The 16,265-nt window shown below is 73.3% G+C and carries 16 protein-coding genes; 11 read left to right on the forward strand and 5 right to left on the reverse strand.

All coding sequences use genetic code 11. The features are described from left to right. The first annotated feature begins 50 nt into the window (after nt 1–50). Nucleotides 51–929, forward strand: a complete 879-nt coding sequence (locus tag ACZ6EM_RS37165; RefSeq protein WP_465774351.1) for a sulfurtransferase — start codon at nt 51–53, stop codon at nt 927–929. A gap of 152 nt (nt 930–1,081) precedes the next feature. Here the strand turns inward: ACZ6EM_RS37165 and sepH are convergent, their stop codons facing one another. After that, nucleotides 1,082–2,161 carry a septation protein SepH gene (sepH, locus tag ACZ6EM_RS37170; protein ID WP_359913245.1) on the reverse strand — a complete coding sequence of 360 codons (1,080 nt, stop codon included), beginning with the start codon at nt 2,159–2,161 and terminating at the stop codon, nt 1,082–1,084. Between the two features lie 517 nt (nt 2,162–2,678). Between sepH and ACZ6EM_RS37175 the strand changes: the two genes are divergently transcribed. Then, nucleotides 2,679–3,560 (forward strand): hypothetical protein, encoded by an 882-nt coding sequence (locus ACZ6EM_RS37175; RefSeq protein ID WP_401051471.1) that lies wholly within the window; start codon nt 2,679–2,681, stop codon nt 3,558–3,560. Here ACZ6EM_RS37175 and ACZ6EM_RS37180 read toward each other — a convergent pair. Together ACZ6EM_RS37180 and ACZ6EM_RS37185 are read right to left on the reverse strand one after the other, a co-directional pair. Further along, entirely contained in the window at nt 3,557–4,891 is a 1,335-nt protein-coding gene (locus tag ACZ6EM_RS37180; protein WP_452177389.1) for a D-arabinono-1,4-lactone oxidase, read from the reverse strand. The two genes, ACZ6EM_RS37175 and ACZ6EM_RS37180, sit on opposite strands and share 4 nt — an antisense overlap. A gap of 105 nt (nt 4,892–4,996) precedes the next feature. After that, on the reverse strand, nt 4,997–6,265 hold the full coding sequence (locus tag ACZ6EM_RS37185; protein WP_465774353.1) for an MFS transporter: 1,269 nt from the start codon (nt 6,263–6,265) through the stop codon (nt 4,997–4,999). 132 nt (nt 6,266–6,397) lie between these two features. Between ACZ6EM_RS37185 and ACZ6EM_RS37190 the strand changes: the two genes are divergently transcribed. Further along, entirely contained in the window at nt 6,398–7,540 is a 1,143-nt protein-coding gene (locus tag ACZ6EM_RS37190; RefSeq protein WP_359913235.1) for a ferrochelatase, read from the forward strand. Between the two features lie 68 nt (nt 7,541–7,608). Next, nucleotides 7,609–8,427 carry an inositol monophosphatase family protein gene (locus ACZ6EM_RS37195; protein WP_380551273.1) on the forward strand — a complete coding sequence of 273 codons (819 nt, stop codon included), beginning with the start codon at nt 7,609–7,611 and terminating at the stop codon, nt 8,425–8,427. 165 nt (nt 8,428–8,592) lie between these two features. Here ACZ6EM_RS37195 and ACZ6EM_RS37200 read toward each other — a convergent pair whose 3' ends face one another. Beyond that, on the reverse strand, nt 8,593–8,778 hold the full coding sequence (locus ACZ6EM_RS37200; protein WP_030057688.1) for a hypothetical protein: 186 nt from the start codon (nt 8,776–8,778) through the stop codon (nt 8,593–8,595). Between the two features lie 444 nt (nt 8,779–9,222). Here ACZ6EM_RS37200 and ACZ6EM_RS37205 point away from each other — a divergent pair, with 444 nt between their 5' ends. The 4 genes from ACZ6EM_RS37205 (at nt 9,223) to ACZ6EM_RS37220 (ending at nt 13,239) form a co-directional block, all read left to right on the forward strand. Beyond that, nucleotides 9,223–9,876, forward strand: a complete 654-nt coding sequence (locus tag ACZ6EM_RS37205; protein ID WP_359913230.1) for a response regulator transcription factor — start codon at nt 9,223–9,225, stop codon at nt 9,874–9,876. Between the two features lie 73 nt (nt 9,877–9,949). Beyond that, nucleotides 9,950–11,248, forward strand: a complete 1,299-nt coding sequence (locus ACZ6EM_RS37210; RefSeq protein ID WP_380551270.1) for a sensor histidine kinase — start codon at nt 9,950–9,952, stop codon at nt 11,246–11,248. A 232-nt stretch (nt 11,249–11,480) separates the two neighbouring features. Next, nucleotides 11,481–12,467 carry an acyl-ACP desaturase gene (locus ACZ6EM_RS37215; protein ID WP_465774354.1) on the forward strand — a complete coding sequence of 329 codons (987 nt, stop codon included), beginning with the start codon at nt 11,481–11,483 and terminating at the stop codon, nt 12,465–12,467. Between the two features lie 472 nt (nt 12,468–12,939). Next, nucleotides 12,940–13,239 carry a DUF4193 domain-containing protein gene (locus ACZ6EM_RS37220; RefSeq protein WP_360355380.1) on the forward strand — a complete coding sequence of 100 codons (300 nt, stop codon included), beginning with the start codon at nt 12,940–12,942 and terminating at the stop codon, nt 13,237–13,239. Nucleotides 13,240–13,529: 290 nt separating this feature from the next. Here ACZ6EM_RS37220 and ACZ6EM_RS37225 read toward each other — a convergent pair whose 3' ends face one another. Next, nucleotides 13,530–13,979: a DUF3093 domain-containing protein gene (locus ACZ6EM_RS37225; RefSeq protein ID WP_380350893.1), complete on the reverse strand. Its 450-nt coding sequence runs from the start codon at nt 13,977–13,979 to the stop codon at nt 13,530–13,532. A gap of 135 nt (nt 13,980–14,114) precedes the next feature. Here ACZ6EM_RS37225 and ACZ6EM_RS37230 point away from each other — a divergent pair, with 135 nt between their 5' ends. From ACZ6EM_RS37230 to ACZ6EM_RS37240, 3 genes are all read left to right on the forward strand, one after another. Next, on the forward strand, nt 14,115–14,693 hold the full coding sequence (locus ACZ6EM_RS37230; RefSeq protein WP_359913260.1) for a PaaI family thioesterase: 579 nt from the start codon (nt 14,115–14,117) through the stop codon (nt 14,691–14,693). Then, the gene (dut, locus tag ACZ6EM_RS37235) at nt 14,690–15,157 is read left to right on the forward strand and encodes a dUTP diphosphatase (RefSeq protein ID WP_030239204.1); all 468 of its coding nucleotides are present in this window, start codon (nt 14,690–14,692) and stop codon (nt 15,155–15,157) included. Before ACZ6EM_RS37230 ends, dut begins: the two co-directional genes overlap by 4 nt. Nucleotides 15,158–15,226: 69 nt before the next feature. Further along, complete coding sequence (locus ACZ6EM_RS37240) at nt 15,227–16,027, forward strand: DUF3710 domain-containing protein (RefSeq protein ID WP_380551264.1); 801 nt, start codon at nt 15,227–15,229, stop codon at nt 16,025–16,027. Nucleotides 16,028–16,265: the final 238 nt, after the last annotated feature.

Here is a 16,265-nt window from a genome sequence, read left to right on the forward strand (position 1 = left end):
AGGAGCCGGATGCCCCGCCGCCGGGGCCGCGCTGCGCGACAATGGCCGCCATGACCACCACCTACAACGACGGTTCCCCGCTGATCTCCGCGGCCGAGCTGCGGGAGGCGCTGGCCTCCGCGCTGCCGCCGGTGCTGCTGGACGTGCGCTACCAGCTGGTCGGCGCCGCGCCGGGCGGCCCGACCGCGGCCGAGGAGTACCGGGCCGGTCACCTGCCCGGCGCCCACTTCGTCGAGCTGGACCGGGACCTGGCCGCCCCGCCCGGCGCCCCCGGCCGGGGCGGTCGCCACCCGCTGCCGGACCCGGAGGAGTTCGGCGCGGCGATGCGCGGCTTCGGGGTGAGTGCGCTGCGCCCGGTCGTGGTGTACGACGGCGCGGCCTCGATGGCGGCGGCCCGGGCCTGGTGGCTGCTGCGCTGGGCCGGGCACCGGGACGTCCGGGTGCTGGACGGCGGGTTCGCGGCCTGGCAGGGGGCCGGGCTGCCGGTGTCGACCGAGCTGCCGGAGCCGGGGGAGGGCGACTTCAAGCCGGTGCCGGGGCAGCTGCCGACGGTGGACGGGGACGGCGCCGCGGCCCTGGCGCGCGGCGGCCTGCTGCTGGATGCCCGGTCCGGGGAGCGCTACCGGGGCGAGAGCGAGCCGGTGGACCCGCGGGCCGGGCACATCCCGGGCGCGGTCTCGGCGCCGACGGCCGGGAACGTGGGCCCGGACGGCCGGTTCCGGCCGGCCGCCGAGCTGGCCGCCCGGTTCCGGGCGCTGGGTGCGGGGGAGCGGGAGACCGCGGTGTACTGCGGTTCGGGCGTGACGGCGGCGCACCAGATCCTGGCGCTGGAGGTGGCGGGTCTGCCGGCCGTGCTGTACCCGGGCTCGTGGAGCGAGTGGTCGAGCGACGAGTCGCGTCCGGTGGCGGTCACCGAGCAGCCGGGCTGAGCCGGCGCGCACCCTGCGCGGGATCCCCCGACGGGTGCGCAGCGCTAGGGCGTGTCCGACCATTCCCGCCGGGTGCGCGGCGAATGGTCGGACACGCCCCAGGGGGCGCCGGCCCGGCCGACGCCCCCTACCACCGTGCTGCTGCTGCGCTACTACTCCTGCTTCTTGCGCCGGCTGCCGAAGACGATCTCGTCCCAGCTGGGCACGGTGGCCCGGCGCCCGGGCCGGACGCCGTCCGCCTCGGCCTGCCGGTCGGTGGTGCCGACCAGGCGCTCACGGTGCGGGGCGACGGCGCGCGGCATCAGGATGTCGGCGTAGGCCGAGCCCGCGCCGACGGCCGGGGCGGCCGCCGCAGCGGCCTCCTCGCTCTCCTCGGCGACCTCGGCGGGCACCGGTTCGATCGGGGCGGGGGCGCCGACGGCGAGGTCGCCGCGGAAGGCGGGGACCACGTCGAGCAGGCTGGTCAAGGAGTCCCGGGCCTCGGCGGTGGCCTCCCGCGACTCGCGGACCTCGCGGGCCGACATGATGCGGTCGGCCGAGGGCCGGTCGATCATCGGGCGGGGCGGCCGCTCGTGGGGGAGCCGGGCGATCCGCGGGATGAACGGGAAGACCGACTCCTCCTCGCGCTCGACGTTCTCGCCGATCAGCGCGCGGGCCTCGTCGTCGTTGGGCTGGACCAGGCGCCGGGGCGGGTCGTACGTCCAGGAGGCGCTGCGGCCCTCGCCGTCGGCCCGGTAGGAGAGGATGACCTCCCAGGTGCCGTCGTCGCGCCGCCAGGAGTCCCAGCGCTCGGTCTCCTTCTCGGCGCCGCGCAGCGCGAGCCGCTCGGCGACGGCCTCGCCGAGCTGCGGACCGGGGGACTCGCCGTTGCGGCGGATCGCGGTCTTGCGGGCGCGCTCGGCCATGAAGGCGCGTTCGGCGAGCACCGGGCCCTCGAAGCGGCGGACGCGGTCGACGGAGATGCCGGCCGCCTGGGCGACCTCCTCGGCGGAGGCACCGGCTCGTATCCGGGCCTGGATGTCCCGGGGCCGCAGATGGCTCTCGACCTCGATCTCGATCTGGCCGAGGCGCGGCCGGTCCCCGCGGATGGCGGCACGCAGCCGCTCATCGATGGGAAGGGTGTACTCCGTGCTGTCGGCAGCCTTGAGCACCAGCCGTGTGCCGTCGTTGCTGACGGCCACAACCCGCAGTTCGGGCACGGTTACCTCCCGGGTGGTGCCTGCCGACGTCACCTGCGTCGCTGCTCCCGTACTGAGTGTGGCCTGCCCACTGGCGACTGGCCACAACCTTGCTGAGTTCCCCGGCGTGTCGGGCTTATGCCCGCGCGCGCCGCTGTGGCACGGTTGCCTTTTTGCCACGCCGTCCGTCGGCGTCGCGCCTGGGTGTCCCGGCCGTCCTCGCACGCGGAGTGTTCGCGACGATCCGGGACCGGCGTCGCCGTGCGTGCCCGTTCAGTGGCTCCTCGTCAAGCTACCGGTGTAGACGTAGTCGACAAGTCGACCCAAGGCTCGGGCTTTACGAACAGTACTCCATTCGTGGCATCCAGCGGGGCGGCTCGCCGCTCAAGTCTCCCGCGATTCACGGGAATCTCAAGAGCGCGCTCCCCCAATGGCGGACCACCGTCGGATGAACGGTGATCATCTTCACACAATCCGGGTGCGGAGAACCGCATTTTCGTCCCTTGTGTCCTTCTTTGTGCAAGATGGAGAGCCTTGTTCGAGGAACAGTCGTACGGACCGAGGGATGTTGATGCCGGAGCGGAGCCCCGCCGAGGAGGGCGGAAAGGTCAAGGAGGAGCGCAGGCGCATCGATCTGAGTGTGGCTCAGGTCGCGGCGAGTGCGCTGGCCACGGTGGTGGGCGCGCTGCTGGCCTCCGAGCTGGGGGTGTACGGCACGATCCTGGGCGCCGCCGTGGTGAGCATCGGGGCCACCACCGGTGGCGCGGTGTTCCAGCACATCTTCAAGCGGACCGGTGAGCAACTGCGCGAGGCGGTGGACCGGGGGCCGAACCAGGCCGCCAACACCCTGCGGCAGGCGCCGGTGGAGACCGGGCCGTCCGGGACGCGGGCGCAGCCGCCGGTGATCACCTCGGAATGGAGCGAGCCGCAGGTGGTGCGGGCGCGCCGGCGGTGGGGCTGGAAGACGTACGCGGCGGTGTCCGGGCTGGTCTTCGTGCTGGCGATGGCGCCGATCGTGGCGTTCGAACTGGCCACCGGGCAGCCGGTGTCGGCGACGGTCAAGGGCGAGTCCGGCAACGGCACGTCCTTCGGCGGGGCGCTGACGTCCAAGTCCGACCGGCCGCAGGACGCCCCGACGGACCGGCCCGCCCCGGGCGGCCGCCCGGGCCAGGACACCGCGCCGTCCGGCGGGGCCTCGGCCCCGGCGACCACCCGGCCGAGCCGGGAGCCGGGCGACACGCCGAGCACCGGCGCGGGGACGGCCTCGCCCTCGGCGGGCCCGGGCGCGACCCCGTCGGCCGGCGCCTCCCCGTCGGCGGGCGGCGGGAAGCCCGGCGGCGGGACGACCCCGCAGCCGCCGGCGCCGAGCGACGCCCCGGCGAGGGAGCCGCTGAAGGAACCGGCGAAGGCACCGGCGGCCCCGTCGGCCGACGGGACCGCCGTGACCTCCTAGGACATGCGCTGGGCGCCCAGCACCCGGCGCAGGTAGTCGTTGCCGAACACCCGCTGCGGGTCGACCTCGTCGCGCAGCGCGGTGAAGTCGCCGAAGCGCGGGTAGACGCCGGCCAGGTACTCGGCGTCGCGGGTGTGCAGCTTGCCCCAGTGCGGCCGGCCCTGATGGGCGGTCATCAGCTGTTCGACGCCGGTGAAGTAGCCCTGGTCGGCGGTGCCCCGGTAGAGGTGGACGGCGATGTAGGCGCTGTCCCGGCCGGAGGCGGTGGAGAGCCAGAGGTCGTCGGCGGGGGCGAAGCGCACCTCGACCGGGAAGCTGACCTTCCAGTCGGAGCGCTCGACCAGGGCCTTCAGTTCGCGCAGCACCTCGCCGACGGCCGCGCGCGGCACCGCGTACTCCATCTCCACGAAGCGGACCTTGCGCGGGCTGGTGAACACCTTGTACGCGGTGTCGGTGAAGCTGCGTTCGGACCAGGCCCGGCTGGCCATCGAGGCGATCGAGGGGATCGAGCCGGGGAAGCGCCGGCCGACCCGGCAGGCGCCCTCCCAGACGGTGTTGGAGAGGAAGTCGTCCTCCAGCCACTCCTTGAACCGGGGCAGCGGGGCGGCCGGGCCCTGGCTGCGGTTGTTGCGCTTGGTGGCGCAGCGGTCGGTGTGCGGGAACCAGTAGAACTCGAAGTGCTCGTTGACGGCGGTGAGGTCGTCCAGGCGCTCCAGCACCTCGTCGAAGCCCATCGGCTGTTCGTGCGCGGTGAGCAGGAAGGCCGGCTCGACGCCGAAGGTGAGCGCGGTGATCACGCCGAGGGCGCCGAGGCCGAGCCGGGCGCCCTGGAAGAGCCGGGGGTTCTCGGTGGGGGAGCAGTGCCGGACGGTGCCGTCGGCGAGGACGATCTCCAGGGCGCGGATCTGGGCGGCCAGCGAGCCGGAGTCGCGGCCGGTGCCGTGGGTGCCGGTGCTGGTGGCGCCGGCCACGGTCTGGACCTCGATGTCGCCCATGTTGGTCAGCGAGAGGCCCTCGGCGGCGAGGACCCGGTTGAGCCGGTGCAGCGGGAGGCCGGACTCGACGGTGATGGTGCCGGCCTCGCGGTCGATCCCGCGGACGGCGGTGAGCGCGTGCGGGCGGATCTGGACGCCGTCGCCGGCGGAGGCGATGGAGGTGAAGGAGTGGCCGGAGCCGACGGCCTTGACGGTGCGGCCCTGTTCGGCGGCCCGCAGGATCTCCTTGGCCAGTTCCTCCGCGGTGCCGGGGGCGGCGGCCCGGGCGGGCCGGGCGCTCTGGTTGCCGGCCCAGTTGGTCCACCGGGTGGGGGTCGCGGTACTGGCCTGGGGCATTGCGCTGCCTCCTGCTCCGTGGCCGAACGGGTCGGCGCGGTCCGGGGCGGCGCTACCGCCCTACCCGCCGGTACGGCCCGCGGGTAGGGCGAGAGACTAGTCAGTTCACCGGTCGGCGTCTACGGGTCGTCCGGCCCCGTCGGCGGCCGCCTCGGCGGTGGGTTCGGTGGCCAGTCCGGCGCGCAGCCGGGCGAGGCCGGCGAGGGCGGCGACCACGCCGAGCAGGCCGGCGGCCAGCGGCACCCAGTAGCCCGCGGCGGCTCCGGAGGCGTCGACCACCCAGCCGCCGGCCGAGGACCCGACCGCGACGCCGAGGGCCAGGCCGGTGGTGGTCCAGGTCATGCCCTCGGTCAGCTGGGAGGCCGGGACGAGCCGTTCGACCAGGGCCATCGCGGTGATCAGGGTGGGGGAGATGGCGATGCCGGCGATCAGCAGCGCGGCGCCGACCGCGACCAGCCCGCCGACGCCGTGCACCGCGTGGGCGACCAGCAGCAGCGGCACCATGCTGACCGCCATGAACAGGACGCCGACGAGGAAGCGCACCGCCATCGAGCCGGTGAGTTTGAGGGTCCCGAAGACCACCCCGGCCAGGCAGGAGCCGAGCGCCCACAGGGCGAGGATCACGCTGGAGATCGACTTGTGGCCCTGGGCCTCGGCGTAGGCGACGGTGACCACCTCGACCGAGCCGAAGATCGCGCCGGTGGCGACGAAGGTCACGATCAGCACCTGGAGGCCGCGGTTGAGGATGACCGAGCCGCCCGCGTGCCGGGCGGCCGGGTGGACCGGCGGCTCGGTGGAGCGCTGCCCGGCGAACAGCAGCACGCCGACGGCGAGGAAGATCCCGGCGAGCAGCACGCCGGCCTCGGGGAAGACGGAGGTGGCCAGGCCGATGGAGAGGATCGGGCCGACGATGAAGCAGACCTCGTCGACCACGGCCTCGAAGGAGTAGGCGGTGTGCAGCTTGCCGGCGTCCTCGCGGTAGAGGTGGGCCCAGCGGGCGCGGACCATCGCACCGGTGCTGGGCATCACTCCCATGCCGGCGGCGAAGAGGAACAGCGTCCAGTCCGGGGCCTCCAGCCGGGCGCAGAGCAGCAGGCCGGTGACGGCGACGATGGTGAGCGCCATGGCGGGGACGATGATCCTCCGCTGGCCGTGCCGGTCCACCAGCCGGGAGACCTGGGGGCCGAGGATCGCGGCGGAGACCGCGAGGCAGGCGGAGACCAGGCCGGCCACTCCGTAGGAGCCTCTGAGCTGGGACAGCATGGTCACGATGCCGATCCCGGTCATGGAGATCGGCAGTCGGGAGACGAAGCCGGTGGAGGAGAAGGCCAGAGTGCCGGGGGAGGCGAATATCTGGCGGTAGCTGGACAGCACGGGAGCTCCGGGCAAGGGGAGTAAGGAACAAGGCTGGCAAACACAGCTTACGTACGTTGGCAAACGGTATTTTCCGGACACCCGCGCGGCCCCCGCGACGGCGTCCGGCCCCTCAGTGGCAGGATCGGTGCCATGTCCGACGCGCGCAAACCCTCCCCCTCCGGCGCCGCCCCGTACGACGCCCTGCTGCTGCTCTCCTTCGGCGGGCCCGAGGGCCCCGAGGACGTCGTCCCGTTCCTGGAGAACGTCACCCGCGGCCGCGGCATCCCCAAGGAGCGGCTGAAGGAGGTGGGCAAGCACTACTTCATGTTCGGCGGGGTCAGTCCGATCAACGGGCAGAACCGCGAGCTGCTCGCCGCGCTGCGCAAGGACTTCGCCGAGCACGGGCTGGACCTGCCGGTCTACTGGGGCAACCGGAACTGGGCGCCCTACCTGGTCGACACCCTGCGGGAGCTGGCCGCCGACGGCCACCGCCGGATCGCGGTGCTCGCCACCAGCGCCTACGCCGGATACTCGGGCTGCCGCCAGTACCGGGAGAACCTGGCCGACGCGCTGGCCGCGCTCGCAGAGGAGGGCGTGCCCGCTCTGCGGGTCGACAAGCTGCGGCACTTCTACAACCACCCGGGCTTCGTCGAGCCGATGACCGACGCCGTCCTGGCCGCCCTGGAGGAGCTGCCCGAGGCCGTCCGCCCCGGCGCCCGGCTGGCGTTCACCACCCACTCCGTCCCGGACTCGATGGCCGAGACCTCCGGCGCCCCGGACGACCCGGCCCGCGGCGAGCCCGGCGGCGCGTACGTCGCCCAGCACCTGGACGTGGCCCGGCTGATCGCCGCCGCGGTGGCCGACCGCACCGGCGTGGCCGAGCGGCCGTGGGAGCTGGTGTACCAGAGCCGCAGCGGGGCCCCGCACACCCCGTGGCTGGAACCCGACGTCTGCGACCACCTGGAGGCCCAGCACGCCGACGGCGCGCCCGCCGTGGTCATGGTGCCGATCGGCTTCGTCTCCGACCACATGGAGGTCAAGTACGACCTCGACACCGAGGCCGTGGCCAAGGCCGCCGAGCTCGGCCTGCCGGTGGCCCGGGCCGCCACCGTCGGCGCCGACCCCCGGTTCACCGCGGCGGTGCGCGAGCTCGTCCTGGAGCGGGCCGCCGTCGAGCGCGGCGAGCGGGTGACCCGCTGCGCCCTCGGCACCCTCGGCCCCAGCCACGACGTGTGCGCGGTGGCCTGCTGCCCGAACCCGCGCGCCCCGCGTCCGGCCGTCGCCGAGCACTGACCGCCCGTCCCGCGCGCCCTGTCCGTCCCGCGCGTCCCGTCCGTCCCGTCGCTCCGGAGGAGAACCCCGTGCCCACCCCCGCCCTGCCCGACGACCGGCTCCTCGACGACCTGCTGGAGGTCGCCCTCGACGCGGCCCGGCAGGCCGGCGCGCTGCTGCGCGACGGCCGCCCCGCCGACCTCGGCGTGGCCGGCACCAAGAGCAGCCCGGTCGACGTGGTCACCGAGATGGACCTCGCCTCGGAGAAGCTCGTCCTCGAGCTGATCACCGACCGCCGCCCGGAGGACGGCTACCTCGGCGAGGAGGGCGCCGAGCGGCCGGGCACCAGCGGGGTCCGCTGGGTCGTGGACCCGCTCGACGGGACGGTCAACTACCTGTACGGGCTGCCCTCCTGGGCGGTCAGCGTGGCCGCCGAGGTGGACGGCCGCGCGGTCGTCGGCGTGGTGTACGCCCCGGCCCGCGGCGAGCTGTTCCACGCCGTCCTGGGCCGCGGTGCCCGCCTCGACGGCCGGCCGGTCTCGGCCCGCCCCGCCCCGCCCTGGGGCCAGGCGCTGATCGCCACCGGTTTCAACTACGTCCAGTCGGTGCGGGTCCGGCAGGCCGAGGTGCTGCTGGCACTGATGCCGCAGGTGCGCGACATCCGCCGGGGCGGGGCGGCCGCGGTGGACCTGTGCGACGTCGCCGCCGGGCGGCTGGACGGCTACTACGAGCGCGGCCTCGCCCCCTGGGACCGGGCGGCCGGCTGCCTGATCGCCGCCGAGGCCGGGGCCCTGGTCGGCGGCCGTCCCGGGCACGGCCCCGACGGCGAGCTGACCGTGGCCGCCGCCCCCGGGGTGTACGAGCCGCTCCAGGAGCGGCTGGCCGCGCTGCGCGCCTGGGCGGACTGACCGGTTCCGCCCCGTCCCGCCCGCGGAACCCACGGGCGTGGGCGGGGCGGCCCCGGACATGCGAAGAGCCCTGGCATACGGGGAATGCCAGGGCCTGGGTTTCGCACGGCCCCCGCAGGGCCGCTGGTGCCGGAGATCCGGCGACTGGTCGGTGTGCCGGACGGGTCAGGCAGCGGTGCGGTGGCGCTCCAGCACCGTGTCCACGCCGTGCTCGGCGGCGAGTCGGCGGAGGTCGTCCAGCTCGGACTGCTCCACCTCGGCGAGGAACTCGTCCCCGGCCTCGATCGCGCGGTGCAGATCCTGCTCGGCGTTGGCTATGCGCTGCAGGATTCCGGCCTTGAAGGCGTCCATACGGGCCCCCTTACTGTGTCGGACGTGCACGGTCGTGCGCTCTCCGCCCCGAGGAGGTCCAGCCGGTGAAAGCACCGAGCCCGGATGGTGGTGAAGGTCCGGATAGGTGCGGAGACGGCCCTTCGGCCGCTCCCGGTGATGTCCCAGCCCCAGGGCCGGCGCGGATGAACGCACGGCGGGTGGGTGCGACCGGCCGTCAGCCAGATCGCGGGTGTGCAGCTGTCCTCCCCGCCCCGGAGGGCGGGAAACCTCCCGGCGGAAGAAAGTTGCCTGTGTCACAGTCCAAGCGGAGTGCTGCGGGTGCGAACGGTGACGGCCGGGGGCTCCGGCTCCGTGCCCGAGGGGCAGCTTATCGCTGCTTTACCGCCGGACCAGGCAGGATGGAGGCACCGTCGGAGCCGTGCGTCCGCTTTCCGGGGCCGGCCTGGAGAAGGGACAACGACCGTGCGGGTTCTCGTCGTCGAGGACGAGCAGCTGCTCGCCGAGGCCGTCGCTACCGGCCTGCGCCGCGAGGCGATGGCCGTCGACGTGGTGTACGACGGGGAGGCCGCGCTCCAGCGCATCGCGGTCAACGACTACGACGTCGTCGTCCTGGACCGCGATCTTCCGCTGGTGCACGGGGACGACGTCTGCCGCAAGGTGGTCGAGCAGGGCCTGGCCACCCGGGTGATCATGCTGACCGCCTCCGGCGACATCAGCGACCGGGTCGAGGGCCTGGAGATCGGCGCGGACGACTACCTTCCGAAGCCGTTCGCCTTCAGCGAACTCGTCGCCCGGGTAAGGGCGCTGGGCCGCCGTGCGACCGTCCCGCTGCCCCCGGTGCTGGAACGCGCCGGCATCTCGGTCGACCCCGGCCGGCGCGAGGTGATCCGCGACGGACGAACCGTTCAGCTCGCCCCCAAGGAGTTCGCCGTCCTGGAGGTGCTGATGCGGGCCGGCGGCGCCGTCGTCTCGGCCGAGCAGCTCCTGGAGAAGGCCTGGGACGAGCACACCGACCCGTTCACCAACGTCGTGCGCGTCACCGTGATGACGCTGCGCCGCAAGCTCGGCGACCCGCCGGTGATCGTCACCGTGCCGGGCTCCGGCTACCGGATCTGACGACCGGAGTCCGCCCGACCCCGGACTCCCCGCCGTACGCGCCCGCCCCGGCGGACGCCCCGAGAGGACCATCATGACCACCCCGCCCCCGGCCGGCGGGGCCTCCGGCGCGCCCGCCGGCGGCCCGCGTGCCGTCCCGCCGAAGCCCCTGACCCCGCCGCGCGTCCACCGCCCCGGGCACTACACCCCCGGCGACGGCATGCTCGCCTGGCTGCCCTTCCGCCCCACCATCCGGATGCGGCTCACCCTGCTCTACGGCGGGATGTTCCTGATGGCCGGCGTGGTGCTGCTGCTCCTGATGTACGTGTTCTTCCAGGACGCCGTCTCGTACCTGGCGCCGCGCAAGCTGGTCTTCGACGGCAGCCTCCGGGTCACCAGCCCCGACGGCGTCAGCACCACCATGAACAGCACGGACTACAACCAATGGCAGGCCGCCGACTACCTGGCGCGCTCCAACTCCGCGCTCAACACCCTGCTGCGCAAGTCGCTGACCATGCTGGTCTGCCTCGCCGTGATCGCCTTCGCGGCGGGCTACGCGATGGCCGGCCGGGTGCTGCGCCCGCTCGGCCGGATCACCCGCACCGCCCGCGACGTGGCCTCCTCCGACCTGCACCGCCGGATCGAGCTGGACGGCCCGGACGACGAGCTCAAGGAGCTCGCCGACACCTTCGACGGCATGCTGGACCGGCTGGACCGCTCCTTCGACTCCCAGCGGCGCTTCGTCGCCAACGCCTCGCACGAGCTGCGCACCCCGCTGGCGATCAACCGCACCCTGCTGGAGGTCCAGCTCTCCGACCCGGCGGCCTCGTCCGACCTCCAGCAGCTGGGGAGGACCCTGCTGGCCACCAACGAGCGCAGCGAGCAGCTGGTCGAGGGCCTGCTGCTGCTCGCCCGCAGCGAGAACGAGCTGACCGACCGGCGCCCGGTGGAGCTGTCCGAGGTGGCCACCCGGGCGCTGGAGCAGACCCGCGGCGAGGCCGACAAGCGCGAGGTCGAGCTGCGCTCGAAGCTCGATCCGGCCATGGCCGCCGGCAACGGCGTGCTGCTGGAGCGCCTCGCGCTCAACCTGCTGCAGAACGCCGTGCGCTACAACACCCCGGGGGGCTGGGTCGAGCTGGCCACCACGGCGGTGCCCGGCGGCGGCGAGCTGGTGGTCTCCAACACCGGCCCGGTGGTGCCCGGGTACGAGCTGGAGCACATCTTCGAGCCGTTCCGCCGGATCAAGGGCGCCGACCGCACCCGCAGCGACAAGGGGGTCGGACTCGGCCTGTCCATCGTCCGCTCGGTGGTGCGCGCCCACGGCGGCACCATCGAGGCCACGCCGCGCGCCGGTGGCGGACTCACCATGAGGGTCCGCATCCCCTCTCCGTAAGGGTCGAACGACCCTTCCGTAGGCGACCGTTCCCAGCCGCCCCCGCCAGGCCCGTCAAGACGACATAAGGCCTGGCGGGGGCGGCTTGTCTTTTCCGGCCCAAGCAACTTACGGTGTCGTAACCTACGCAACCGTAGGTGAATCCGTCGGCGGCCCGCCGGCGGGTCCGCACGAAGTGTCCCCGTCTCAACGCGCCCGTCCCAGCGCGTGCCGTCCCCTCAGGAGCAAGACCGTGACCATCGCCCCTGTGCAGAGCAGCAGCTCCCCGCTCGTCGCGAGCGGCTGGACCGACGCGCGGCTGATCCTCGCCCTCGAAGAGGTCGTCGAGAAGGAGCTCAACCGCCACCTGTCCGTGGCGAAGGAGTGGATGCCCCACGAGTTCGTCCCGTGGAGCCAGGGCCGCGACTTCGACGGCGTGCTGGGCGGCGAGGCCTGGTCGCTGGAGCAGTCCCAGGTGACCGCGGTGGGCCGGGTGTCGCTGGTGGTGAACCTGCTGACCGAGGACAACCTGCCCAGCTACCACCACGAGATCGCGACCATGTTCGGCCGCGAGGGCGCCTGGGGCACCTGGGTGCACCGCTGGACGGCCGAGGAGGGGCGCCACGGGATAGCGATCCGCGACTACCTGCTCGCCACCCGGGCGGTCGACCCGGTGGAGCTGGAGCGGGCCCGGATGAGCCACATGTCCGAGGGCTTCGAGTCCGACAACGCGCACAGCATGCTGCACTCGGTCGCGTACGTGGCCTTCCAGGAGCTCGCCACCCGCATCGCGCACCGCAACACCGGCAAGTACGCCGGCGACCCGCTCTGCGAGCAGCTGCTGGCGAAGATCGCCAACGACGAGAACCTGCACATGGTCTTCTACCGGAACCTGCTGAAGGCCGCCCTGGAGATCGCCCCGGACCAGGCCATGCGGGCCGTCGCCGACGTGGTCACCGACTTCCGGATGCCCGGCCACGGAATCCCCGGCTTCGAGCGCGCCGCCGCGCAGATCGCCATCGGCGGGGTGTACAACCTGCGCATCCACCACGACGACGTGCTCCAGCCGGTGCTGCGCCACCTCAGGGTCATGGAGATCGGCGGGCTCGGCCCGGAGGGCCTGCTGGCGCAGAACGAGCTGGGCGTCTTCCTGGACGGGCTGGACGACCAGGCCCGGAAGTTCGAGGAGCGCCAGGCCGCCCTGCTGGCCCGCCGCGCGGCTCGGAAGACCGCCGGCTGAGGCCCGGCACCGGGCGGTCGGAGTGGGTGGATTTTCCGTGATTTGACCAGGAAGATTCTTAACGTGACCAAGGTCACATCGTGTCGCTCCGCGATTCCGGGCAACCCCGGAGAGTGATCACCGGCCCAGGGGTGCCGATCGCCGTCCGTGACCGGATTTCGGCCCCCGGCCGGTCCACGGGATCGGTCGGTCTCCCTGGTGGGCACGGGATTTCCCAGGCGCCCGCACCGGTCTTGCTCACTGTGCGTGTCTGGTTTATCGGGTCCGACAGGGGTCGGCGATGGCCCAGCGTGAGGCCTTCCGCAGGCCCGGGGATCACCCCGATGGAGCCCGGGCTGAGTGTCGATTGAGTAACAGGGCTTGAAGTAAGGCAAAATCTCCGCCTCGGGTCGGGCACAAGACCGACCCCCCATGCGTTACGTGCGCTGGAGATACCGCACACACCGCACAACCCGGAGGGGGAGAGCGACAAATGGCAACCGACTACGACACCCCACGCAAGACCGACGATGACGTCAACGAGGACAGCATCGAAGAGCTCAAGGCTCGGCGGAACGACAAGGGCGGCGGCTCTGTCGACGTCGACGAGTTCGACGCCGCGGAGGGCATGGAGCTTCCCGGCGCCGACCTCTCGAACGAGGAACTCGCCGTCCGTGTCCTGCCGAAGCAGGCCGACGAGTTCACCTGCATGAGCTGCTTCCTGGTGCACCACCGCAGCCAGCTCTACAGCGAGAAGAACGGCAACCCGATCTGCCGGGACTGCGGCGCCTGAGCACCGCGGCGGACAGGGCCCGGTGCCCGCGGCTGCGCCCGCGGGACCGGCACACCGCTCCTTCCGGCCCCGGGCAGCGGGGCCGGACGGCAGGTCCGGGTACCGTCCGGCAGGACGGGCCCGGGAGGACGGAGTCGGCCGGAGACCCGGTCAGGACAAAGTCGTAGGGACGGTCCCGCAGCAGCGGAACCGTCCCTCTCGGTTTGTCCGGCCTCTTCGGTTCGTCCGGCCGGCCCCTTCGTCCGGCCCGGGTCCGGGCCCGGCCGGCTCACGGCCGGCTCGGGCCCGCCTCAGGTGCGGGCGCCGCGCCGGGCGTCCTCCAGGGCCTCCGCCAGCTTCATCGGCGAGCGGGTCGACAGGTAGAGGTACGGCGTCGGGTCGGCCGGGTCGGTCACCTCGACCCGCAGCGCCGTCGGGACGTAGCTGCGCAGCAGCATGAAGGCGCGCGGATCGGCCTTCGGGCCGCGCCAGGCCGCCGCCTCGGCGGGGCTCAGCGCCTGAGCGTCGCCGAGCGCGTCCACCGGGATCCGGGCCGGGCCGGCCACCAGTGAGCCCTGGACCACGCGGATGCGGGCCGAGCCGTAACTGCTGATCGCGACCGCGCCGGCGGCGATGCCGACCACCAGCCCGATCAGCGCGGCCGGACCGCTGACCCGGATCAGGATCAGCGCGAGCGTGAGACCCACCGCGATCGGGAGCAGCCACCAGGAACGCGGCACCGTGAGGCGTTCGTCGTACATGCCCCCCATTGTGGTCGCCCTGACGTCCGGCGCGGGACGCCACCCCCACCGGAGGCTCCCTACCCCTGGGTAGGGTTGGCCCCCGTGACCGGTACGACAGCCCCCAGCACCCCCACCGACCGGCCGGCGCCCGTCATGCCGCCGACCCCGACCACCCCGCCGCCGGACGCCGTCCTGCCGGAGCGCCACCCCCGGGCGCCCGCCCCCGGTACCCGGCTCGGTTCCCACTACGAGCACTGCTTCGGCTGCGGCCCGCAGCACCCCGGCGGCCTGCGGATCGACGCGGTCGCCGGCGAGGGACTCGACGTCACCGCCGAGTTCGCCGTCCGCGACGCCCACCAGGGCGGCCCGGGCCTGGCCCACGGCGGGCTGCTGACCACCGCCATGGACGAGACCCTCGGCACGCTCAACTGGCTGCTGCACGCCCCCGCCGTGACCGGCCGGCTGGAGACCGACTTCCTCAGCCCGGTGCCCGTCGACTCGGTGCTGCACCTGCGCGCCTGGATCACCGGTGTGCACGGCCGCAAGATCTACAGCGCAGCCGAGGCGCGGATCGGCGGTCCGGACGGACCGCTCGCCGTCCGCGCGCAGGCCCTCTTCATCCAGGTGAAGCTGGAACACTTCACCACGCACGGTCGCCCCGAGGACATCGAGAAGGTCCTCGACGACCCGGATCTGATGAAGCGCGCACGAGCCTTTGAGGTGAACCCTTGAGCGATACCCCCCGCCCGCAGCTGGACGTCCTGATCAAGCGCATCGACCCCGAGCTGCCGCTGCCCGCCTACGCGCAGCCCGGGGACGCCGGTGCCGATCTGCGCACCACCGTCGACGCCGAGCTGGCGCCCGGCGAGCGGGCCGTCCTGCCCACCGGCATCGCCGTCGCCCTGCCGGACGGCTACGCGGCCTTCGTCCACCCCAGGTCCGGGCTCGCAGCTCGTTGCGGCGTTGCCCTCGTGAACGCCCCGGGGACGGTCGATGCCGGGTACCGTGGAGAGATCAAGGTGATCGTCGTCAATCTGGACCCGCGCGAGGGGGTCAGCTTCCGCCGAGGGGACCGGATCGCCCAGCTGGTGATCCAGCAGGTCGAGAAGGCCCGTTTCCACGAGGTGGAGGAGCTGCCTGGGTCGGCACGTGCCGAGGGCGGGTTCGGGTCGACCGGCGGCCACGCCGCGGTCTAGCATGCCCGCGGCCTCGCAGGAAGCCGAGCAGGTATTCGCATCGGTCTTGGACCGGGAAGGACAGTGACCGTGTTCCGTCGTCGCCAGAAGAGCGAGGACGCTGTCGAGCAGCTCGCCGACGACGCCATCAGCGCCGACGAGACGGCCGATGACGTCGAAGGTTCCGCCGAGAGCGAGAACGTGACCGAGCTGGACCCGGCCGACAGGGTCGGCCTGCCGCCGGCCCCCCGGCCGGACGGTCCGTGGGACCACTCCGAGCTCGAGAACCCCGAGGAGGGGCGAGTCGACCTCGGGGGTCTGCTGGTCCCCGGTGTCGAGGGCATGGAGCTGCGCGTCGAGGTCGCCGGTGACGCGATCGTGGCCGCCACCCTCGTGCTCGGCAACAGCGCCATCCAGCTCCAGGCCTTCGCGGCCCCGAAGTCCGAGGGCATCTGGGGGGAGGTCCGGGAGGAGATCGCCAACGGCATCACCTCGCAGGGCGGCCTCATCGAGGAGGAGGAGGGCCCGCTCGGCTGGCACCTCCGCGCCCAGGTCCCGGTGCAGCTGCCGGACGGCACCCAGGGGGTGCAGCTGGTGCGGTTCGTCGGCTGCGACGGCCCGCGCTGGTTCCTGCGCGGTGTGATCTCGGGCCAGGCCGCGGTGCAGCCGGAGATGGCCGGGATCCTGGAGCAGGTCTTCCGGCAGACGGTCGTCGTGCGCGGCGAGTCCCCGATGGCTCCCCGTGACCCGATCGTCCTGAAGCTTCCCGAGGACGCCCAGATGGTCGCCGACGGTGGCGGGGCCGCCGCCGCCGGCGAGGGCGACAACCGCTTCGGCGGCACCTCGCTCGACCCGTTCGCGCGCGGTCCGGAGATCACCGAGGTCCGCTGACCCGGCTCCGACCGGCATCGACCCGGCACTGATCGCCTCTGCCCGGACCCCCGGGCAGGGGCGATTTGCATGTGGCGGGCCGGTCCCCGTACAGTTCCGGAGTCGCCGCGGGAGACCGGGGCGGCAAAGCGGAAAGCAAATCCGATGAATGAAACTCCGGAAAACGGAGCGGAAAACATCTGATAAGCTGGAAACACGAAAGAACGAAGCCCGGAGGGTCCGCTGGAAGGCGGTCCGA

The organism is Kitasatospora sp. NPDC041917, from assembly GCF_055589745.1.